This window comes from Streptomyces bicolor (assembly GCF_000719285.1).
GTDB classification, from domain to species: domain Bacteria; phylum Actinomycetota; class Actinomycetes; order Streptomycetales; family Streptomycetaceae; genus Streptomyces; species Streptomyces bicolor.
In genome coordinates this window covers 346,786-368,678 of the sequence record NZ_JOFS01000002.1, presented here as the reverse complement: position 1 = coordinate 368,678, position 21,893 = coordinate 346,786, and the positions used below count along the sequence as shown (strand labels likewise).

Genomic DNA, 21,893 nt, shown 5'->3' with positions numbered 1-21,893 from the left:
ACTTCTACGGCGGTCTCTCCCCCGCTCGCGCTGTCGCTGCCGATGCCGCGCCGGGCCCGCTCCCTGGTGTCCGTGCTGCCGGTGGTGGTGGTCGTCGTCCTGCTGGGGCTGCCGGTCGTGCCGGACAGCGGCATCACGCCGGCGGACGCGGCGTCGGGGCTGGTCGTGGTGTGGGCCGTCGTGGACACCGTACGGCGCGCGCGGCGGCCGCTGACCCGGACGGCGGCCCTCGTGCTCGGTCTGCCCGTGGTGGGCGTCGCGGTGGCCGCGGCGGGGGCCGCGTCCGCCGGTGACGCGGTCACGGGACTGGCCCGCTATCTGCAGGTGTTCGTGCTCGTCCCGGTCGCGGTGCTGCTGCTGGTGCGCGACCGGCGGGGCGCCCGGCTGGTGCTGTGGTCCCTGGTCGGCCTCGCGGTGTGGCAGGGGGCGGTCGGGGTGCACCAGTACCTCACCGGAACCGGGGCGCTGTATCAGGGGGCCGGCATCCGGGCGGTGGGGACGTTCGGGCCGTCCGACGTGATGGGGATGGCGAACGTCGTCTCGTACGGGGTGGTTGCCGCGACCGGGCTCGCCCTCGGGGCGGCGGCGCGGCGGCAGCTCGTCGTGGCGGCCGGATGTGCGCTGGCGCTGCTCGTACCGCTCGCGCTGTCCTTCAGCCGGGGTGCCTGGATCGCCACGGTGGTGGCCTGCGGGGCGCAGCTGCTGCTGGCCGGGGTGCGGCGGGCGGCGAAGGTGTTCGCGGCGGCGGTCGCGGTCTGCGTCGTGCTGGTCGGCGGGCTCGGTGTGGGCGCGGCGGTGCTGCAGGAGCGGCTGACCAGCATCACCGAGGTGGCCGACGCGCCCGACCAGTCGGTCGTCGACCGCTACGCCCTGTGGGCGGCGGCGGCCGGCATGTGGCGCGACCACCCGGTGACGGGCGTGGGGTTGAAGGCGTTTCCGGCGCACCGGGACGGCCATGCCTCGCTCGCGCTGTCGTCGGGCAGCGACACGGAGGGAGCGGGCCAGGCCTTCCGGCGTCAGCCGCTGCTCTCCCCGCACAACATGTACCTGCTGCTCCTCAGCGAGCAGGGCCTGCTGGGGGTGCTCGCGGTGGCGGGCAGCTGGCTGGCCCTGCTGGTGTGCGCGGTGCGGCGGCTGTGGCGGCCAGGGCGGGGCAACGGCGCCCGGGACTGCGCGCTCCCGGTGTGCGGGCTGCTGCTGTGGCAGCTCGTGAACTTCCTGTACGCCGACATCGGCGGCCCCTCCACCGTCCTGACGGCCGTCTGCTTCGGCCTCGCCGCCTGGTGGGCGCTGGCACGCGACGAGACGACGGCACCGGCCACGGAATCGGGCCGGCGATGAGGCCCCCGCCCACGACGACCGGTGACGCCCAGGAGCACCCGCCGGGCATGCACGTCCCACCCGCCGCCGAAGGCATGCGCCCCGAGCACCCGGCCGACACGGACGCCCCCGGCCCGGCCCCCGCCCCACGCCCGGGCGGTCCCTCGAGGCGCTTCCTCGCCAGGGCGACGCTGCTCACCGTCGCGTTGTCCATGGCCGGGGCGCTGCTCGGGCTCGGGCGGGACCAGGCGCTCGCGCATCTCTTCGGCGCCGGTGCGGACACCGACGCGTTCCTGGTGGCGTGGACGGTGCCCGAGATGGCGTCGACGCTGCTGATCGAGGACGGCATGGCGTTCGTGCTCGTGCCCGCGTTCAGCGTGGCACTGGCGCGGCGGGCGCGTGGGATCGGCGGCCCGGACCCCGTGCACGCCCTGGTCGCCGCCACGTTGCCGCGGCTGTGCCTCGCCCTCGCCGGCACGGCGGCCGTACTCGCGGCCGGGGCGCCGCTGCTGGTCTCCGTCCTGGCGCCCGGCCTGCCCGACGCGTCCCTGGCGGTGTCCTGCACCCGGATGACCGCGACCTGTGTGCTGAGTTTCGGGCTGGCCGGGTACTGCGGCGCGGCGCTGCGGGCGCACGGCAGCTATCTCGCTCCGGGCGCGATCTACATCGCGTACAACGTCGTGATCATCGCCACGATGGTCGTGCTGGCCGCGCGGTGGGGCGTACGATCCGCCGCTCTCGGCGTCGCTCTGGGCGGGTGCCTCATGGCCGCCCTGCAGGCACCGGCCCTGTGGCGGCGGCTCGCCGGGCGGCACGGCCGGTCCGCGGGCGCTTCGGTGCGGTCGGTGCGGCCGAGCCGCATGGCGACCCAGCCGGCGGAGCGCCTGGCGCTCGGCCTCGTCTGTGCCGTCCTGCTCTTCGCCCTGTGCCGGCAGTCGCAGGTGCTCATCGAGCGGTACTTCGCGTCCGGGCTGCCCGCCGGTGCCATCTCGCATCTCAACTACGCCCAGAAGGTCGCCCAGTTGCCGATGTCGCTGGCGCTGATGGTGTGTGTCGTCACCTTCCCGGTGGTGGCGCGTGCCATCGCCGAGGGCGACCCGCGGCGGGCCCGGGAGCGGGTCGAGCGGGACCTGGTGCTGACGGCCTGTCTGGTCCTGTTCGGCGCCGCCGTGGTCGTGGCCTGCGCGCCGCAGATCCTCCAACTCCTCTTCCAGCGCGGGGCGTTCACGGCGCAGGACACCGCCACGACCGCCGCCGTCATGCGGGTCTACGCGGCCGGGCTGCTCGGGCACACGCTGGTGGGGGCGCTCGTCATGTCGTACTTCTCGACCGGCCGGACCACCTGGTACCCGCTGGGCGCGATGGGCGTGGGCGCGCTCACCACCGTCGCCCTCAGCGCCTGGGCCGTTCAGCCCTGGGGCGCCCGCGGCATCGCCGGGGCCAACGCGGCCGGCATCACCCTCACGGCGCTGCTCCTGCTGCACGGCCTCGGTCCGCGCACCGTGCCCGTGCGGGTCCGCCGGGTCGTCGCGGGACTGGCCCGGCCGGTGTGCGCGGCCGTGTGCGCCACCGGTGCCGGGCTGTTCGGTGCGGGGCTCTTCGCCTCGCCCGCCGCCTCCGTCGCCGCCGGCTGCGGCTGCGTGACCGCCGTATTCCTGCCGCTGGCCTGGTTCCTCGACGCGGCGGGCGCCCGGTCCCTCCTGGCTCCCGTCACGCATTCCGTCCACCGCTCCGTCACACGAAAGCCTCGCCATGGTCGCTGACACCTCCCCCGCGCCGCGCACGGCCGAACCCCGTCCCGGAACAGCCACCGGGGGGCGCCCGAAACGGCGTACCGCCGCGTGGGTCGCCATGTACCACTCCGTCTCGGACTGCCCGGACGACCCGTACGACGTCACCGTCACGCCCGCACGCCTCGAACGGCAGCTCGCCTGGATGTCCGGCCGCGGTCTGCGCGGGGTGAGCGTGCGCGAGCTGCTCGCGGCGCGCGCCCGTGGCATGGAGCGCGGCCTGGTGGGGCTCACCTTCGACGACGGGTACACGGACTTCGTCACCACCGCCCTGCCCATCCTGCGCCGCCGGGGTTTCACCGCGACCGTGTTCGTGCTGCCCGGGCTGCTCGGCGGCGAGAACACCTGGGAACCGAGCGGTCCGCGCAAGCCGCTGCTCGACGCGGACGGCATCCAACGAGCCATGGCCGCGGGCATGGAGATCGCCTCGCACGGTCTGACCCACCTCGATCTGACCAAGGCCACGGACCAGGTGCTGCACACCGAGGTCAACGACAGCCGCCACCGGCTCGCCGCGGTCACCGGCGGCGACATCGAGGGCTTCTGCTACCCGTACGGCTTCCTCGACGAGCGGGCCGCCGACGCGGTGCGCCGGGCCGGTTACCGCTACGCCTGCGCGATCTCCCCCGGTCCGGCCGGCTGCGGCGACTTCGCGCTGCCCCGCATCCACATCGGGCAGGCGGACACGCCGGTGCGGCTGGAGCTCAAGCGCCGCCTGGCCCGGGTCCACGGCCGCGCCCTGGAGGGCGTATGAAGGCGCTGCACATCATCACCGGCCTCGGCGTCGGCGGCGCGGAGCAGCAACTGCGCCTGCTGCTGCGCCATCTGCCCGCACAGTGCGACGTGGTGGCGCTGACCAACCCCGGCCCGGTCGCCGAGGGCCTCACCGCCGACGGGGTCAGCGTCACCCACCTCGGGATGACCGGCAACCTCGACCTGCGCGCGCTGCCCCGGCTGACCGACCTGATCCGTTCCGGCGGCTACGACCTCGTACACACCCATCTGTACCGGGCCTGCCTCTACGGCCGGGTCGCCGCCCGGCTCGCGGGAGTCGAGACCGTGGTGGCCACCGAGCACTCGATCGGCACGGACCGGCTGGAGGGCCGGCGGCTGACCCGCGGTGTCCGTGCGCTGTACATGGCCGGCGAGCGCCTCGGCCTCGCCACGGTCGCCGTCTCGCCGACGGTGGCCGAACGGCTGCGCCACTGGGGTGTGCCCGGGCAGCGCATCCGGGTCATCCCGAACGGCATCGACGCGCCCCGCTTCCGGTACGACGAGGCGCGCCGCAAGGAGGCCCGGGCGTTCCACGGGGTGCCGGAGCACGCGTACGTCGTGGGCGGGGTGGGGCGCCTCGCCGCGGGCAAGCGCTTCGACCTGCTGGTGCAGGCGCTGGCCCTGCTGCCCCTGGACGTGTGGCTACTGCTGGTCGGCGGCGGCCCCGAGGCGGAGGCGCTGCGGCGCACCGCACGGGATCTGGGAGTCGCGGCGCGGGTGGTGCTGACCGGCGAGCGGCCGTCCCTGCCCGCGCCCGGTGACCACACACCCGACCTGGTCTCCCTGCTGTCCGCGATGGACGTGCTCGCCTCGCCGTCTCCGGAGGAGTCCTTCGGCCTCGCCGTCGTGGAGGCGCTGGCCGCCGGCCTCCCCGTGCTGTACGCGAGCTGCCCCGCCGTGGAGGACCTGGGGCCGGACGCGGCGCCCGGTGCCCGGCGCGTCACGGGCGGCGCGGGGGCGTTCGCGCGCGCCCTGCTGCGGCTGCGGGCGGAGGGGCCGGGCGAGCGGACGGTCCCGGACGTCGTACACCGCTACGACATCACGCGCACCGCCCGGCAGCTGATGGATCTGTACACGGACGCCCTGTCCGGCTCGACTTCGGAAGCGAGTTCCTCATGACGGACAACCCCGACCGGCGTGCCCCGCTGTCCGACGCCGCGCGCGCCCAGCTGATGCGACTGCCGTCGTGGTGGTGGCTGCCGGCCGGCGCGCTGATCGGTGCCGTGGTCGGTGGCGCCTACGGCCAGTTGAGGCCGCCGGAGTACACGGCGACGAGTTCCGTCGTCGCCGTGCCCACCGGCCGGACCGGCGCCGACGGCACCGACGCGCTCGGCCTCGCGCAGGCGTACGGCCGGGTCGCGCCGCAGCTGGCGGTGCTCGCGGACGCGCAGGTGTGGGCCGGTGTGCCGGTCGCGACGCTGCGCGAGAGCGTGCGGGTGGCGACCTCGCCGGACGCGCCGATGGTCGCGGTGTCGGCGACCTCGTCGCGCCCGGACCTGGCCGTCGACATCGCCAACGCCGTCTCCCGCGCGCTGGTCACCCAGGCGGACCACACCAAGGACACCACCGGCATCCGGTTCGAGCGCCTCGCCCGTGCCCTGGAGCCCGGCGAGCCGTCGTCCGCGTCCCCGGCGCTGACCTCGCTCGTGGGCGCGAGCGCCGGGGGTCTGCTGGGCGGCCTCGCGCTGCTGGCCCGGCCGCGCCGGGTCACGGACGACGAGGACCACAGCCGGGCGTCGGTACCCGGCCCGGCCAACGCGGCCGACGCCCGCGGAACGCTTGGATGAGCGGGCACGGCAGCGCGCTGTCGGTGGAGCTGTGCACCGACGAGCGCGCCTTCGCGGAGCTGGCCGGGGAGTGGGAACGACTGCACCGGGCGTGCCCGTCGGCGACGCCGTTCCAGAGCCATGCGTGGCTGCACTCGTGGTGGCTGTCGTACGGCAGGCCGGGCGGGCTGCGGCTCGTCCTGGTGCGCAGGGGCGGTGAACTGGTGGCGGCGGCACCGCTGATGCGGGTGCACCACCCGCTGCCGGCGCTGGTGCCGATCGGCGGTGCCATCACCGACTTCCACGATGTGCTCCTCGACGCCGCGGCGGCCACGCAGGGCGCCTGGGCACTGGCGGACGCGCTGACCGACATGGCCCGCACCGCCCTGGTCGACTTCGGTGAGGTGCGGCCGGGCGGCGCGATGGAGCGGGTCTATCTCTGCTGGCGCGGCCCGCGTCACCGGCTGCGTGACTCCGTGTGCCTGGAGTTGCCCGCCGTGCCCGTGAACGAGCTGGTCGGGCGGCTGTCGTCGAGGCACGCCCAGCGGGTCCGCAACAAGGTGAAGCGGCTGGCCCGGCTCGGCGTCGAGTGGCGTGTCGTGCGCCACGACGAATCCGAGGCCGCACTGCGCCGGCTCCTCGAACTGCACCGACTGCAGTGGCAGGGCAGGAAGGTGTCGTCGGAGCACCTGCGGCCCCGGTTCCTGGAGCACCTGGTCCGGTCGGTGGGGCCCATGGCGCGGTCCGGCCAGGCGGCGGTGATGGAGTTCGTGCTCGACGGGGTGGTGGTGGCGGTCAATCTGAATCTGCTGTCAGGGGAGATGGCGGGCACGTATCTGTACGGCTTCCACCCGCGGTTGCGGGAGCGGAAGGTGGACGTGGCGGCGATGCTGCTGCACGCCTCCGCCGAGCACCTCGGGGCCGGCGACGGCCGCCGGGTGCTGAGCCTGCTGCGCGGCGACGAGCCGTACAAGTACCGCTGGCACCCCGAGACGGTCCCCAACCAGCGCTTTCTGCTGGCCCGGCGCCGCACCCTGCCGCTGCTGGCCCTCGCGGCCGGCGAGGCGGCCGCGAGGGCCGGGGCCAAGCGGGTCCTGCGCGGGAGCCCCGCCCCGGCCGGTCACCGGTAGCGCTCAGCCCACTGCAGGCAGAGGGAGAGCTTGCCGCCGATCTGGTGCTCGAACCAGTTCGCGAGGTCCAGCAATGTGCAGTGGGGCAGCTCGGAGGGCATGGGTGTCGGCGTCGGCGCAGGCCTGGGCGTCGGCGGCTTGGACGGCATCGATGCCGGGTCCGGGCCGGCGGAATCCGTCGGCGCGGTCGGGACGGGGACCGGCGGCCCCGGTTCCGGCCGCGGCAGGAGGGGGCTGGACAGCAGTACGCGGTACAGGGCGGAGGCCCGGGGGTTGTCGGAGCACAGCCAGACGCCGTGCGGGCAGTAGTCGGTGATGGTGTTGTACACCGGCTTGTGCTCGTCCATCCACGCGAGCATGCGCAGCATCCACGTGATGTTGTCGCCGTTGCGGAACAGGCCCCATTCCGGATACGAGATCGGCTTGCCGTGCCGGCGCGCGAAGTCCACGTGGTGCTGGAGGCCGTAGGGCTCGGACACCTGCTCGTCGAAGTCGAGCCCGCGCGGCTGGTCGTACGCGTCCATGCCGAGGATGTCGACGAACTCGTCGCCCGGGTAGCACTCCGGCCAGGGAATGGCGTCCATGCCCCGGCTCGGGGCGAAGTCGAACCTGAACCTCTGTCCGGGGACCGAGCGCATGACGGTGACGATGCGTTGCCAGTACCGCTTCCAGCTGTCCGGGTCGGGGCCGCAGCGGTGGGTGTAGGTGACGCCGTTCATCTCCCAGCCGAGCACGATGACGGTGTCGGGCACGCCCAGGCCGACCAGTCGCTCGGCCAGCACCTTGAAGTGGTCGTCGAACGCGCCGTCCGCGGCGCGCCGCAGCAGCTTTCTGACCGCCCAGTCGGGGACGTTCTCCTCGTTGCGCTCCATCATCGGCACGTTGAGCACGAGCAGCCGGTCGGCCTTGGCCCGCCGCCACTTGGCCCAGCTGTCGAGGAAGCCGTGCGCACCCTCGATGTTGTGCCAGGCGTCCCCCGGCAGATAGGTGTGCCCCACGCGCAGTTCGTGGCCGCCGAGCCAGCGGCTCAGCTGCTTCATGCGCTCCAGGCCGACGGGACCGTAGTGGAGGTACGCCCCGAACGCCGGGCCGCGCGCGGATGCTCCCGGTGGGGAGTGCGTGGGCTCCGGGGGTGTGGGTGTCGCGGTGTGCGGCGGGTCGGGGCGGGATGCGGCGTCGGCCGCGAAGGCCGGGCCCGGGAGCAGGGCTGACGACGCGACGACTCCGGCGGTGAGGAACGCCAGTCGCCTCAGTCGCCTTGGGCGCCTGGAACTCGACCGGCGGTGTTCAGGGGCCATGCGTCCTCCTTGTGGACAGCTCCCTCCCGTTCAGTGACGTATGGCCATATATACGCTTAATGCACCAATCGAGCGCACGGGCTCGGCATGGATCGCCCGCACGAGTGACCGCGAACGGTCGCTCACTTGCCGTACAGCGCCTCGATCTCGTCCGCGTACGCCGCCATCACCGCGTGCCGCTTGACCTTCAGGGACGGTGTGAGCATGCCGTTGTCCTCGTTGAACTCGCCCTCCACCAGGACGAACGCGCGGATCGACTCGGCCCGGGAGACGGCCTCGTTGGCGTAGTCGACGGCCTTCTGGACGTCGGCGCGCATCCGGGGGTCCTTGACCACGTGGGCCATCGGGGTGTCGGCGGGCATCTTGCGTACGGCGAGCCAGTGGGCCACCGCCTCGGGGTCGAGGGTGATCAGGGCGCCGACGAAGGGCCGGTTGTCGCCCACGACGAGGCACTGGCCGATGGGCGACCGGCTGCGCAGCCGGTCCTCCAGGACCGCCGGGGAGACGTTCTTGCCGCCGGACGTGACGAGGATGTCCTTCTTGCGGCCGGTGATGGTGAGGTAGCCGTCCTCGTCGAGGGAGCCGAGGTCGCCGGTGGCGAACCAGTCGTCCTGGAGGACGGCGTCGGTGGCGGACGGGTTGTTCCAGTACGAGCCGAAGACGATGCCGCCCTTGATGAGCACCTCGCCGTCCTCGGCGATCCGGACGGCGGTGCCGGGGACCGGCCGGCCGACCGTGCCCGGGCGGGGTTTCAGGGGCGGGACGATGGTGGCGGCGGCCGTGGTCTCCGTCAGGCCGTAGCCCTCGTAGACGAGGATTCCGGCGGCGTAGAAGAACAGGTTGAGGTTACGGTCGAGGGGGCTCCCACCGCTGATGGCATAGCGCATGCGCCCGCCGAGTTCCTTGCGGATACGGCGGTAGACCAGCAGGTCGTACAGGGCCCAGGCGGCGTAGAGGCGGGGGCCGGGGCCCTTGCCGGTGCCGAGGAACTTGTTCAGGTACGCCTCGCCGAAGCGGACGCCGATGCGGTCGGCGCGGTCGAACGACGCCCCACGGCCGATCTTCTCCGCTGTCGCGCGGCCGGTGTCGTGGATCTTCTCGAAGAGGTACGGAACGCCGACGAGGAAGGTGGGGCGGAACTCCCTGAGGGCCGGGCGGAGTTCGTCGGGCTTGATGCTCGGGCAGTAGCCGATCTCGATGCGGGCCATCAGGCAGGCGATCTGGAGGGTGCGGCCGAGGATGTGGGCGAGGGGGAGGAAGAGGAGGGTCGAGGCGGTCTGCTGGGTGACCTCTTTGAAGATGGGGTGCAGCAGTTCGACCGTGTTGGCGGCCTCGGCGTGGAGGTTGGCGTGGGTGAGGACGCAGCCCTTCGGCCGGCCGGTGGTGCCGGAGGTGTAGCAGACGGTGGCGATGGTGTCGGGGGTGAGGGCCGCGCGGCGCTTGGTGACCTCGTCGTCGGGGAGGTCGCGGCCGAGGTCGGTGAGGGTGGTGAGGGCGTCGGTCGCGTGCGTCTGTGCCTGCGCCGCGTCCAACTGCCATATCTGCGGCGGCGGTTGATGGCCGGCCGTGCCCGTCCTCACCGTCTCGGTGTTCTCGTCCGTCTCGGTGATGACGTAGCGGGCGCCCGAGTCGCGGACGATCCACTCCACCTGGTCGGCGGAGGAGGTCGCGTAAATGGGGACGGTCTGGCCGCCCGCGGCCCATATGGCGAAGTCCAGGACCGTCCATTCGTAGCGGGTGCGGGACATCACGGCTACGCGGCCGCCGGGTTCGAGTCCCGCCGCGATCAATCCCTTGGCCACGGCGGTGACTTCGCGCGCGAAGGCGGTGGCGGTGACCGGGTGCCAGGTGGTGTCCCGCTTGCGGCGGAGGATCACGGCGTCGGGGGCCTCGGCCGCGTTGGTGTAGGGGAGGTCGGCGGTGGTGCCGGTGGTCGGGTGGGGGGCGAGGGGTGGGGTGCGGGCCTCGCGGACCACTCCGTGGCCGTCCTTCGTGATCTCGACCCTGGTGCGCGCCATCAGGTCAGTGCGCTGCTTCGCCCGCTTCAGATCCTTGCGTACGCCCATGTCGGCTCCCGGTGCCAGTCGGACTTACTGGGGGGTCAACTTACTCGCGCGTAGCGGAAGGTCAATGCCTGTGCCTCCGGCGGTTGGGCCGGGGGTGCCTGCGGCGGCCCGTCGCTGTTCGGTGGGGGTGCGCGTCCTCCGGCGTCCCTGCCCTAGCTGCGGGCAGTCGTGCCGCTGGGGCGGCACGGGTGGCGCAGCGGCACCCCGTCGCGCCGGGCCGCGCGACCCACCACCCCCGCCCAGCCACAGCGCCGGGCACCTCTCGGCGCCGGCGGCGGGTCAGTCCTGGCCCGTCAGGTCGCTTGCCCGGTGGATCGCCTCGGCGAGGCCGGCTACCTCCTCGTCCTCCGTCGTGGTCGCCAGCTCGTCCGCGCGGTCGGCCAGTTCGCCCAGGTGGGTGGAACCCGGCAGGGCGGTCCGGCGGTCGTCGCCGAGGCGGAGGGCGTCGGCGAAGTAGGCGGCCGTGGCCGTGACCTGGAAGCGGGGGCTCGCGCCCCAGACGGAGTCCTCCAGGGAACCGGTCTCCAGCCGACCCGACTCCTCGTGCGGGGCCCGGGACTCGGGGTCGAGCCAGCGGACGCTCGCCGTGGCGAGGTGGCCTTCCGCGCCGGGGCGGGTGTGGACGGCGTACAGGGCCGTCACCGTGTGGCCGGGGCCGGTCTCGCCGCCGTCGACGCTGTCGTCGCGGAAGTCCTCGTCGGCGACCCGGCGGTTGTCGTAGCCGATGAGTCGGAACTCGGAGACCGTGGTCTGGTCGAAGGCCACCTGGGCCTTGGCGTCGCGGGCCGTGAGGTCGATGTTCTGAGGCAGCTCCTCGCAGAAGACCTCGCGGGCCTCCTCCTCACCGGAGACGTACACCGTGTGACCGTCACCCTTGTCGGCCAGGCGTTCCATCAGGGCGTCGCCGTAGTCGCTGCCGACGCCCACGCCGAAGAGGGTGATGCCGTGTTCGCGGCGCTCGGCGGAGATGCGTTCGAGGATGGTGTCCGCGTCGGTGTCGCCGGTGTTGGCCAGGGCGTCCGAGACGAGTACGACGCGGTTCGTGGCGCCCGAGCGGAGGCCTTCCTCCGCTGTTTCGTAGCCCGTCTCCACACCTGCGCCCAGGTTGGTCGAGTCCGTGGGCTCCAGGCTGTCTATCGCGTCGTGGATCTCGTCCCGGTTGCCGCCGAGGCGGGTCATCGGCAGCACCCTCTCCGCCTCGTCGCTGAAGGTGACGATGGCGACCGAGTCGTCGTCGCGCAGGCGGTTCGTCATCACACCGAGGGATTCCTTGGCCAGGTCCAGGCGGCCCGGTTCCGCCATCGAGCCGGAGACGTCGATCACGAAGGTCAGCGCGGCGGGCGGGCGTTCGCCCGCGTCCTCGGCCGGGCGGGTGGCCAGGCCCACGCGGACCAGGGACCAGTCCCCGCGTTCGGTGCGGGCGCCGTCGACGGTGACCGTGAAGCCGTTGCCGTCGGGGCGGTCGTAGTCCTGGCGGAAGCTGTTGACGAACTCCTCGGGGCGGACCGTGGACGGGTCGGGCAGGCTTCCCTCGGCGAGGGTGCGGCGGGCGTAGCCGTAGGAGGCGGTGTCGACGTCCAGGGCGAAGGTGGAGAGGTAGTCGGGGGCGGGCGCGAACTCGCGGGAGTCCGAGTCGTCGCCCTCCTCGTGCTCCCCCGTGCCGCCGTTGCCGTGGTCGGGGGCCGGGAAGCCGCTGGCGTAGCTGCCGCCGTTCTTGTCCGCCGAGGAGTCCCCGCTGTCGCCCTTCCCGCAGCCGGTGAGCAGTAGGCCGCCCGCCGCGGTGATGGCGAGGAGCCCTCGTATTCGGTGCCGCTCCATCGTCCGTGCCCCCTTGGTCCGTTGACGTCGACTTCTGCGACTTTGACGGGCCAGGGGGCCGGAACGTGCGCTACGGAGCGTTGCGGATGAGTCTCGAAGAGGGCACGGGGGCGGACTGTTGAGACCGGTGGGTGATCTTCCGTTGACCTACGACACGATGTCCTTGCGGGCAAAACCGCGGAAGGCCAGCGCGAACAGCACGAGGGCGTACGTTATGGAAATCGCGGTGCCCTGGATCATGCCGGACCACTCGGGACGGGGCTGTACGGCGTCCGCCCAGGCGAACTGCCAGTGCGCGGGCAGGAAGTGGCGCCAGTCGCCGAGGGCCGTCACCGCGTCGAGGACGTTGCCGACGATGGTCAGGCCGACCGCGCCGCCGACCGCGCCGAGCGCGGCGTCCGTCTTGGTGGAGAGCCAGAACGCCAGGCCCGCGGTGACCAGTTGGGAGACGAAGATGTACGCCACGACGACCAGCAGGCGCTGCGCGGCCGTCCCCGTGGCCAGCGAGCCGCCGGTCGGGATCTGCAGGGGACCCCAGCCGTAGGCCGCCGTGCCGACGGCCAGCGCGACCACGGGCAGGATGACCATCGCGGCCAGGCTGAGCCCCAGCGCCACCACGAGCTTGGACCACAGCAGGCGGGCCCGGGGCACGGGCGCGGCCAGCAGGTAGCGCAGGGAGGACCAGCCGGCCTCCGACGCCACCGTGTCCCCGCAGAACAGCGCGACGGGGATGACCAGCAGGAAGCCCGCGGAGACGAACAGGTTCACGGCGGCGAAGTTCGCGCCGGACGCCGTCGCCGTGTCCATCAGTGTGATGCGGTCACCGCCGCCGTCCGGCTCGCCGCCGATCGCGAACGCGGCGACCAGCACGAACGGCAGGACGGCGAGGATGCCGAACATGACCAGCGTCCGGCGCCGCTTGAGCTGGCGGATCAGCTCGACCCTCAGGGGCAGCGTACGGCCCGCCCGGTAGCCGGAGGCGACCTCGGTGCGCTCGGCGAGCGTGCTCATGCGGAACCTCCGATCAGGGTGAGGAAGGCGTCTTCCAGGCGGCGGTGGGGGCCCACCGACTGGACGGGCACCTCCAGCCGTACGAGTTCGGCGATCAGGCGTTGTGCGCTGCCGTCGGTGTCCAGGCGGACGAGCATGCCCTCGTCGGTGCTGATCGCCGAGGCGATGCCGGGCAGCGCCGCCACCTTCTCCACGACCGGCTCCTCGACGGGCTCGGCCGTGCCGACGAGCAGTGTGTCGCCGGAGCCGATGATCTCGGCGACCGGGCCGGCCTGCACGAGGCGGCCGCGGTCCATCACCACGAGGTGGGTGCAGGACTGCTCGACCTCCGCCAGGAGATGGCTGGAGACGATCACCGTACGGCCGGCGGCCGCGTAGCGGATCATCACCTCGCGCATCTCGCGGATCTGCGGCGGGTCGAGACCGTTGGTCGGTTCGTCGAGGATGAGGAGGTCCGGGAGGCCCAGCATGGCCTGGGCTATGGCGAGGCGCTGGCGCATGCCCTGGGAGTACGTGCGCACCGCGCGGGCGAGCGCGTCGCCGAGTCCGGCGATCTCCAGGGCCTCGTCGAGGTGGGCGTCCTCCGGCGGGCGGCCGGTGGCCTGCCAGTACAGCTCCAGGTTCTCCCGGCCGGACAGGTGCGGCAGGAAGCCCGCGCCCTCCACGAAGGCGCCGACCCGGGAGAGGACGGGTGCGCCCGGGCGGATCGCATGACCGAAGACACGGATCTCGCCGGCGTCCGGCTTGATCAGGCCCATCAGCATGCGCAGTGTCGTCGTCTTGCCCGCGCCGTTCGGGCCGAGCAGGCCGAGGACCTGGCCCTTCTCGACGCGGAAGGACAGGTCCCGTACCGCGTAACGGTCCTGGGAGCCCGCGTACCGCTTGCTCAGGTCGGTGATCTGGAGCGGGACCTCGGCCAGTTCCGGGTCGGGCGCGGGGGTGGCGGTGCGGCGGCGGGCCGTCAGCAGCAGGGCCGCGGCGATCAGCGCGGCGCTGATCGGCAGCCACCACACCCAGGACGGCAGCGCCGCGGCGGCGGTGCTCACGCCGGGCGCGGTCGGGACGGAGAGGTCGCCCTTCAGGGAGACGGTGTACGTCGCCGGGGCGGCCGGGGAGGCGTAGCCGAGGTCCGTGGAGGAGAGGACCAGGCGCAGGCGGTGGCCCTGCTCGATGCCGTAGTCGATGGCGGGGAGCGTGATCGTCACGTCCTCGCCGGACTTGGCGTTCTCGACGCGCAGGGGCGTGACCAGCTGCGACGGCAGCACCTGCTGGGTGCCGTCGGGGCCGACGTCGTAGACCTTGGCGAAGAGCACCGCGTCCTCGCTGGTCGACTTCACGTGGACGGTCGCCGTCGGGGAGCCGGTGACGCGCAGGTTGTCGCCGACCGGAGCCGACTCGAACGCGGCGAACTGGCCCGGGAAGTCCAGCGACACCCCGATGCCGAGCGAGGACAGCTGCGAGAGGCCGCCCGCGCCGCCGAGGCCGGGCAGGGCGGAGACGGCGGGCGGGCTGGCGCCGGCCGGGTTGGCGAAGCTCTGCTCGCCACCGGTGAGGGCGATGGCCTTCCGGCCGCTCTCCAGGCCGGGGTACGCGTCCGCGCTCGCCCCGCGCAGCGTGGCCTGGCCGTCGGTGGAGTCGACGCCTCCGGTGCGGGTGACGCGGAAGGCCGGGCCGGTGTCGGCGGCCTTGTCGTCCTTGAGGTAGCGGTCGAACCAGGACTTCACGCGCCCCTGGATCCGGCTCGTCTCCATGTCGCCGCCGTCATGACCGCCGGAGATCCAGTCGACGTCGACCGGGGCGCCGTTGGCACGGATGGCCTTCGCGGCCTGGTCGGCCTGGCCGAGCGGGAAGAGGGAGTCGGACTGGCCCTGCATGAGCAGGGTGGGCACCTTGATGCGGTCGCCGACGGCGGACGGCGAGCGCTCCTCCAGCATGGTGCGCGCCCGGGCGTCGGGGGTGCCGGACTCGGCGACACGGTCGTACATCTCGCAGATCCGCGTCTCGAACTTGGAGCAGCCGCCGGCCGAGTTGACGAAGATGCCGGCCCAGAGCTTCTTGAACACGCCGTTCGGGAACAGGGCGTCCGCGAGGTTCCAGTACGTGATCGCCGGGGCGATGGCGTCCACCCGGTCGTCGTACCCGGCGCCCAGCAGCGAGATGGCGCCGCCGTACGAGGCGCCCGCCATGCCGACCCGGGGGTCGCCGGTCTTGTCCAGCTCGACCTGGGGCTGCTTCGCCAGCCAGTCCAGCAGCCTGGAGACGTCGGCGACCTCGCCCTTCGGGTCGTTCAGTCCGACCTTGCCGGTCGACCTGCCGAAGCCACGGGCCGACCAGGTCAGCACCGCGTACCCGTCCCGGGCGAGGTCCTCGGCCTGCTGCCGTACGTCGTCCTTGCTGCCGCCGAAGCCGTGTGCGAGGAGGACGGCGGGGCGGCGGCCACTCCCGGCGCCGGTGAAGTACGAGGTGTCGACGCGCACCCCGTCGCCCATGTCCATGACCCGGTCGGTGCTCTGCACCGGCGGCGCGTCGTCGTCGGCGACGGCCGTCCATGTCCCGGCACCGGCGAGGACCACGACGGAGGCCGCGGCGGCGATCCACCGTCGCGGCCTCCGTACGCGTCCTCGCAGTCCGGACAGTCGAAGATCCATGCTTCAACGGTACGGGGCCAACCTGTCGGCGAGTTATCGACCGAGGGCCGAACCTGTTGCCCTCCCACGGGCGTACGAGGGGGCGGCGGCATACCACGGGCGCGGTACGGAGGCATCGCTCGGCACCGTGGCGCCGCCTGCCAACCGTCCGGAAAAAGGCTCCTGAACTGTCTGGAAAAGCTTCTGGTGGGACATTTCCTGCGCTGTCACACTGTGCGACACCCGAGCGACCGCTGGACGAAGGCGGAGAACAACTTCATGACAGGTGGCACGCCCGCGCCTCTGCCGGGATCAGGGCATCTCGACGACCGCCAGCACCGAGTACGCCGCAATCCGATGCTCTTCACCACACCCGTCGTTCTGCTCGTCGCACTGACCGCCATGGTGTTCTGGGAAGCGACCAGGATGAATCTGTCTCCGGCCCGCAAAGAGCAGTGGCCGTGGCGCCTTGCCCTGCTGGACGCGGAGGCGCTCTGCAGTCTGCTGGCCGTCTGTCTGGCCTTTGTGCTCGGGCGTGCTCAGTTCGCGAGAGCGGTCCGACCGATCATCGGCTGGAACGGCTACGTGAACCGAGACATGAACGCGAGGAACAGGAGGACGCGGTTGCGAGGACGGCCGGCGCTCGTCTGGGTCGTCGGCCTCCGCAACGGCGGAATGCACAGCGCCACGCTCGAGAGCGTGGCGTACCACGTGCAGCCCAAAGGCCAGCTGGTTGTCGCTGCGGACGTCCAGTGGCTGGGATACGCGGCCGCCGTCGCCGAACTCGAAGCACTGGGTCTGCGCCTCGGAAAGGACTTCGATCTGCACGCGCTCGGCGTCGGCACACCGCTCGGCGTCACGGTCGACCGGGACGGCCTGTACACCGCACGCTTCTCGGCGCCCGCGATCTCTTTGCTCGACAACGTTTACGTCCGCATACGGGTAATCGATGCCGTGGGAGACACACATGAGCGAATCCTCCACTGCCTCCGGGCAGCCGAAATCGAGATACGCAGCGCTCTCGCTCAAGAGTCGTGAAGAGCCCGGTGCGTCCTCCGGGCGCGTCCCGGCTCAGTTCCGGGCGGCGAACGAGCTGGCGGAGGAGGTGGAGGCGCACAGTGCCGACGGAGACTGGCCCGTCACGTTCAATTCCTGCATCTGAGGACGGCGGGACCCGTCCTGCCGCCCGGGCGTTGCAGCAGTTCGTCCTCAAGGTGCACAGCCGTTGCGATCTGGCCTGTGACCACTGCTACGTGTACGAGCACGCCGACCACAGCTGGCGTGGCCGGCCACCCGTCATGCCCCCCGAAGTGATCTCACAGTCGGCCGCACGCATCGCCGAACACGCCGCCTCCCACGGGCTCGACACCATGCACGTCATCCTGCACGGCGGCGAGCCGTTGCTGGCCGGGCACGCGCGCCTGCGCCGCATGGCGGAGGAACTGCACAGGGCTCTGGACGGTCACTGCAGGCTGGACCTTCGCATCCAGACGAACGCCGTACGACTCGACGAGCGCTTCTGCCAGCTCTTCGAGGAGTACGACATCAAGGTCGGCGTTTCGCTGGACGGCGACAGGTCGGCGCACGACCGCCACCGCCGCTTCCGGGACGGCCGCGGCAGTCACGAGCACGTCCAGCGAGGCATCCGGCTCCTGCGGCAGCCTCGCTACCGGCACCTTTTCGCGGGGCTGCTGTGCACCGTCGATCCCGAGAACGATCCGCTGCGGGTTTACTCGGCCCTACTGGAACTGGCCCCTCCGCGGATCGACTTCCTGCTGCCCCACGCCACGTGGGACCGTCCGCCCGCGCGTCCGGGCGGCGCGGACACCCCCTACGCCGACTGGCTGATCACCATCGCCGACGAGTGGTTCGCAACCGGCCGTCCCGTGCCGGTGCGCTTCTTCGCCTCCATCCTCAGTCTGCTTGCGGGCGGCCCGAGTTTCGTGGAGTCCATGGGGACCGCCTCGGTGGACCATGTGGTGATCGAGACGGACGGCACCATCGAGCAGGCGGACTCGCTCAAGACGGCTTACGACGGCGCGGCGGCGACCGGCATGGACGTCTTCTCCCACAGCCTCGACGACGTCGCCGACCATCCAGGCCTGCGGGAGCGGCGCCGGGGACTGGCGGACCTGTGCGCCACATGCAGGTCGTGCCCGCTGGTCCGGGTGTGCGGCGGTGGCCTGTACGCACACCGCTTCCGCTCCGGCAACGGATTCGACAACCCGTCGGTCCACTGCCCCGACCTGGCCAAGCTGATCCGTCATTTCCGGGACCGCTTCCCGGCGTCCGCCCACGGCGGCCAGAACTGAAAGGGGTGGTCATGGCGCACAGACTCGGCGGCCCCACGCACCGGTCGGCCTTGGACGAGGAGACCCTGACCGAGGAGCTCCGCGCCCTCGGTGTCCGCCGCGGCGGGGTCCTGTTGACCCACTCCTCACTGCGTGGCCTGGGGCCGGTGCGGGGCGGCAGCCGCACAGTGGTGCGCGCGCTCCGGGCCGCCCTCGGCCCCGACGGCACCCTGGTGGTGCCCACCTTCACCCCGGAGAACTCCGACACTTCCCCCCTGTATTGGCAGAGCGTGCAAGGGCTGACCTCCACACAGGTAGCGGAGGTGCGCCGGCGGATGCCTCCGTTCGATCCCGCTCGCACACCGGCCCGGTCGACCGGGCGCCTCGCCGAGGAGGTGCGCACGCATCCCGAGGCCTTGCGAAGCGATCATCCCCAGACCTCGTTCGCGGCCATCGGCCCGCTCGCCCGGCAGATCGTCTCCGGCCATGCACCGCGCTGCCACCTCGGCGAGGACTCCCCCATGGCCAAGCTGTACGACATGGGGGCCGAGGTGTTGCTCCTCGGCGTGGGCTTCGCCTCGTGCACCGCGTTCCACCTGGCCGAATACCGCGTGCCCGAGAAGCCGGTCCGCGAGTACCACTGCGTGATCCGGGACCGGGGTGCCCGGACCTGGTGGAGTTACACGGACGTGGCACTCGACGACAGCGACTTCGCGGAGGTCGGCGCCTCCTTCGAACGGAGCGGCGCCGCCATCCGGACCGCGACGGTGGGCAGGGCCACGGCACGGCTGTTCGCTTTCAGGACGGCCGTCGATCACGCGGTCCGGTGGCTGCCGGTCCACCGCACAGGTTCCGGCAGAGGGTAGCCAGGACCCGTTGTCGCCCTACGCCGGCTCAGGACCGCGCGTCCTCCGGGAGCGTCACCAGCCAGCGGGTGTCGCGGCGCGGGCGGAGGTAGAGGGCCCAGTACAGAGTCGCGACCGCCGTAATGCCGCTCGTCCACAGCAGGTACTCCGTCTCCTGTTGGCTCAGGATGTACACCAGCACCACGATCAGCAGCACCGGCATCGCGGGCCACAGCGGCATGCGCCACGCCGACCCGTGCTTGTGGGTGCCTCGGCGGGCCAGCAGCGCGGCCACCGCCACGAGCAGGTACATCCCGGTCACCGAGACCCCCGTGACGCCGTACAACGTGTCGAGATCGACGAAGCACAGCGCCGCGCCGGGCACGCCCACCGCGAGGGTGGCTACCCACGGGGAGCCGAAGCGGCCGAGCTTGGCCAGGACGTTGTTGACCGGCTCGGGCCACGCCTTGTCGCGGGCGGAGGCGAACAGGACGCGGGAGTTCTGGATGACCATCACGATGCCCGCGTTGACGATCGCGAGCGCCACGCAGAGGCTGACGAAGGTGCCGACGGCGGAGTTGGACCAGGCCGTCACCATGGTGCCGATGTCGCCGCCGGTCAGTTCGTCGAGGTTCGACGCGCCGAGCGTGATGGCGACGACCGGGACCAGGATGATCACAGCCGAGATGCCGAGGGTGGCCAGGACCGTGCGGGCGACGTTGCGGCGCGGGTCGTCCATTTCCTCGGAGAGGTAGACGGCGGTCGAGAAGCCCTGGGTGACGAAGAGGGCGATCGCGAGCCCGGAGACGATCAGCAGGGCCGTCACCGTGTCCGTACGGCCGTCCGCGCCGGCCACCTCCAGCGAGACCAGGCTGCCGGGTCCGCGCTCGGAGTGGGCGAAGCCCAGGACCGCCACGACGGCCGCGGCGATGACCTCCAGGACCAGGAAGACGCCGGTGATCCAGGCGTTGGCGCGCAGGTCGAGCAGGCCGGCGAGGGTGGCGAGCAGCATGACGGCGGCGCCCGCCATGGACGGGTCGAGATCGACGATCGGGGCGAGGTAGTCGGCCGTGCCCATCGCGATCACCGGCGGCACGATCATGACGACCAGCAGGGACAGTACGAAGACCAGCCAGCCCGCCAGCCGTCCGGCCAGCGTGGACACCATCGCGTACTCGCCGCCCGCGCTGGGGATGAGGGTGCCCAGCTCCGAGTAGCAGAACGCCACGGCGATGCAGAGGAGGGAGCCGATGGCGATCGTGAGGGCGGTGGCGGTGCCCAGCGAGCCGAACAGGTCGGGGACGACGACGAACAGGGTGGAGGCGGGGGTCACGCAGGAGAGCGTGAGCAGGGTGCCGCCGACGACGCCGATCGAGCGCTTGAGCTTCTGGGGGCTGTCCGACGCCTTGACGACGGCGCCCTCGACAGGGGTGAGGGTGTCGGTCACGAGGGGGATGCAACATTGACGGAAAACATCACGTCAATGGCTGATTACCTACGGAATTCGTTGTCAGATGGCATCTTGACGCGTGTTAACGTTGCGTTCAAGCCGCAATACAACGCGACTTCCGGGCCTGCGGGAATCGCAGCGCGGGCCCGCAAAAAAAATGGGGCCGTCCGCGATCCGGACGGCCCCACACGCTCGGCGTCAGTGGTTGCGCGGGAACCCGAGGTCGACGCCGGAGGGGGCGTCCGCCGGGTCGGGCCAGCGGGTGGTGACGACCTTGCCGCGGGTGTAGAAGTGCGTGCCGTCGTTGCCGTAGATGTGGTGGTCGCCGAAGAGCGAGTCCTTCCAGCCACCGAAGCTGTGGTAGCCGACGGGGACCGGGATCGGGACGTTGACGCCGACCATGCCCGCCTCGATCTCCAGTTGGAAGCGGCGGGCGGCGCCGCCGTCCCGGGTGAAGATCGCGGTGCCGTTGCCGAACGGCGAGCTGTTGATCAGCGCCACGCCGTCCTCGTACGTCTCGGCGCGCAGCACGCACAGGACGGGGCCGAAGATCTCGTCCTGGTACGCCTTCGCGCTGGTCGGCACCTTGTCGAGCAGGGAGATGCCGATCCAGTGGCCGTCCTCGAAGCCGTCGACCGTGTAGCCGGTGCCGTCGAGGACGACCTCGCAGCCCTCGGCCGCCGCGCCCTCGACGTACGACGCCACCTTGTCGCGGTGGACCTTGGTGATCAGCGGGCCCATCTCAGAGGTCGGGTCGTTGCCGGGGCCGATCTTGATCTTCTCGGCGCGCTCGCGGATCTTCTCCACCAGCTCGTCGCCGATCGAGCCGACGGCCACGACCGCGGAGATGGCCATGCAGCGTTCGCCCGCCGAGCCGTACGCCGCCGATACGGCCGCGTCCGCCGCCGCGTCCAGGTCGGCGTCCGGCAGGACCAGCATGTGGTTCTTGGCGCCGCCGAGCGCCTGGACGCGCTTGTGGTTGGCGGAGGCGGTGGTGTGGATGTAGCGGGCGATCGGGGTCGAGCCGACGAACGACACCGCCTTGACGTCGGGGTGCTCGAGGAGGCGGTCGACGGCCACCTTGTCGCCGTGCACGACGTTGAAGACGCCGTCCGGGAGACCGGCCTCCGCCAGCAGTTCGGCGAGCTTGACCGACGCCGACGGGTCCTTCTCGCTCGGCTTCAGCACGAAGGTGTTGCCGCACGCGATGGCGATGGGGAACATCCACATCGGCACCATCGCCGGGAAGTTGAACGGCGTGATGCCCGCGACGACACCCAGCGGCTGCCGGATGGACGAGACGTCGACCCGGCTGGCGACCTGCGTCGACAGCTCGCCCTTCAACTGCACGTTGATGCCGCACGCGAGGTCGACGATCTCCAGGCCACGTGCCACCTCGCCGAGCGCGTCGGAGTGCACCTTGCCGTGCTCGGCGGTGATCAGCTCGGCGATCTCGTCGCGGTGGGCGTCCAGCAGCGCCCGGAACTTGAACAGGATCGAGGTGCGCTGGGCCAGCGAGGACTGGCCCCACGTCACGAAGGCCTCCTTGGCGGCCGCGACCGCCGCGTCCACCTCGTCGACCGAGGCGAACGCGACCTTCGTGGTGACCGCGCCGGTCGCCGGGTCGGTGACCGGCCCGAACGTGCCCGACGCGCCTTCGACGGTCTTGCCGCCGATCCAGTGGTTGACGATCTTCGTCATGACCGG

At 72.1% G+C, this 21,893-nt stretch carries 15 protein-coding genes and 1 pseudogene; 9 read left to right on the top strand and 7 right to left on the bottom strand.

Annotated features, from left to right (window positions below):
- Window positions 1–42 precede the first annotated feature (42 nt).
- From IF78_RS0103815 to IF78_RS0103790, 6 genes are read left to right on the top strand one after another with little or no spacing between them, the layout of a single operon-like run.
- Window positions 43–1,341, top strand: coding sequence for an O-antigen ligase family protein (locus IF78_RS0103815; RefSeq protein WP_031478667.1), 1,299 nt, complete (start codon window positions 43–45; stop codon window positions 1,339–1,341).
- Entirely contained in the window at window positions 1,338–3,083 is a 1,746-nt protein-coding gene (gene murJ, locus IF78_RS0103810) for a murein biosynthesis integral membrane protein MurJ (protein ID WP_031478666.1), read from the top strand. The genes IF78_RS0103815 and murJ overlap by 4 nt, the downstream gene beginning before the upstream one ends.
- Window positions 3,073–3,864 (top strand): polysaccharide deacetylase family protein, encoded by a 792-nt coding sequence (locus IF78_RS0103805; RefSeq protein WP_031478664.1) that lies wholly within the window; start codon window positions 3,073–3,075, stop codon window positions 3,862–3,864. Before murJ ends, IF78_RS0103805 begins: the two co-directional genes overlap by 11 nt.
- Window positions 3,861–5,003: a glycosyltransferase gene (locus IF78_RS0103800; RefSeq protein WP_031478662.1), complete on the top strand. Its 1,143-nt coding sequence runs from the start codon at window positions 3,861–3,863 to the stop codon at window positions 5,001–5,003. Before IF78_RS0103805 ends, IF78_RS0103800 begins: the two co-directional genes overlap by 4 nt.
- Window positions 5,000–5,671 (top strand): YveK family protein, encoded by a 672-nt coding sequence (locus IF78_RS0103795; RefSeq protein WP_031478661.1) that lies wholly within the window; start codon window positions 5,000–5,002, stop codon window positions 5,669–5,671. Before IF78_RS0103800 ends, IF78_RS0103795 begins: the two co-directional genes overlap by 4 nt.
- Window positions 5,668–6,780 (top strand): GNAT family N-acetyltransferase, encoded by a 1,113-nt coding sequence (locus tag IF78_RS0103790; protein ID WP_031478660.1) that lies wholly within the window; start codon window positions 5,668–5,670, stop codon window positions 6,778–6,780. The genes IF78_RS0103795 and IF78_RS0103790 overlap by 4 nt, the downstream gene beginning before the upstream one ends.
- Here IF78_RS0103790 and IF78_RS0103785 read toward each other — a convergent pair.
- The 5 genes from IF78_RS0103785 to IF78_RS0103765 form a co-directional block, all read right to left on the bottom strand.
- Window positions 6,771–8,078, bottom strand: a complete 1,308-nt coding sequence (locus IF78_RS0103785; RefSeq protein ID WP_031478658.1) for a glycoside hydrolase family 26 protein — start codon at window positions 8,076–8,078, stop codon at window positions 6,771–6,773. The genes IF78_RS0103790 and IF78_RS0103785 overlap by 10 nt on opposite strands.
- 122 nt (window positions 8,079–8,200) lie before the next feature.
- Window positions 8,201–10,144: an AMP-dependent synthetase/ligase gene (locus tag IF78_RS0103780; RefSeq protein WP_031478657.1), complete on the bottom strand. Its 1,944-nt coding sequence runs from the start codon at window positions 10,142–10,144 to the stop codon at window positions 8,201–8,203.
- A 279-nt stretch (window positions 10,145–10,423) separates the two neighbouring features.
- Window positions 10,424–11,962: a vWA domain-containing protein gene (locus IF78_RS0103775; RefSeq protein ID WP_031478656.1), complete on the bottom strand. Its 1,539-nt coding sequence runs from the start codon at window positions 11,960–11,962 to the stop codon at window positions 10,424–10,426.
- A 147-nt stretch (window positions 11,963–12,109) separates the two neighbouring features.
- Window positions 12,110–12,973: an ABC transporter permease gene (locus IF78_RS0103770; protein ID WP_031478655.1), complete on the bottom strand. Its 864-nt coding sequence runs from the start codon at window positions 12,971–12,973 to the stop codon at window positions 12,110–12,112.
- Window positions 12,970–15,621: a CocE/NonD family hydrolase gene (locus IF78_RS0103765; RefSeq protein ID WP_031478653.1), complete on the bottom strand. Its 2,652-nt coding sequence runs from the start codon at window positions 15,619–15,621 to the stop codon at window positions 12,970–12,972. The genes IF78_RS0103770 and IF78_RS0103765 overlap by 4 nt, the downstream gene beginning before the upstream one ends.
- Window positions 15,622–15,807: 186 nt before the next feature.
- Between IF78_RS0103765 and IF78_RS0103760 the strand changes: the two genes are divergently transcribed.
- The 3 genes and pseudogenes from IF78_RS0103760 (at window position 15,808) to IF78_RS0103750 (ending at window position 18,757) form a co-directional block, all read left to right on the top strand.
- Window positions 15,808–16,638 (top strand): hypothetical protein, encoded by an 831-nt coding sequence (locus IF78_RS0103760; RefSeq protein ID WP_158751258.1) that lies wholly within the window; start codon window positions 15,808–15,810, stop codon window positions 16,636–16,638.
- A gap of 155 nt (window positions 16,639–16,793) precedes the next feature.
- A pseudogene (locus tag IF78_RS0103755) lies at window positions 16,794–17,879 on the top strand (FxsB family cyclophane-forming radical SAM/SPASM peptide maturase); the annotation flags it as partial.
- 44 nt (window positions 17,880–17,923) lie between these two features.
- Complete coding sequence (locus IF78_RS0103750) at window positions 17,924–18,757, top strand: AAC(3) family N-acetyltransferase (RefSeq protein WP_078662290.1); 834 nt, start codon at window positions 17,924–17,926, stop codon at window positions 18,755–18,757.
- A gap of 28 nt (window positions 18,758–18,785) precedes the next feature.
- Here the strand turns inward: IF78_RS0103750 and IF78_RS0103745 are convergent, their stop codons facing one another.
- Both IF78_RS0103745 and mmsA read right to left on the bottom strand, forming a co-directional pair.
- Window positions 18,786–20,183 (bottom strand): APC family permease, encoded by a 1,398-nt coding sequence (locus tag IF78_RS0103745; protein ID WP_031478647.1) that lies wholly within the window; start codon window positions 20,181–20,183, stop codon window positions 18,786–18,788.
- Between the two features lie 201 nt (window positions 20,184–20,384).
- Window positions 20,385–21,887 (bottom strand): CoA-acylating methylmalonate-semialdehyde dehydrogenase, encoded by a 1,503-nt coding sequence (gene mmsA / locus IF78_RS0103740; protein ID WP_031478645.1) that lies wholly within the window; start codon window positions 21,885–21,887, stop codon window positions 20,385–20,387.
- Window positions 21,888–21,893 lie beyond the last annotated feature (6 nt).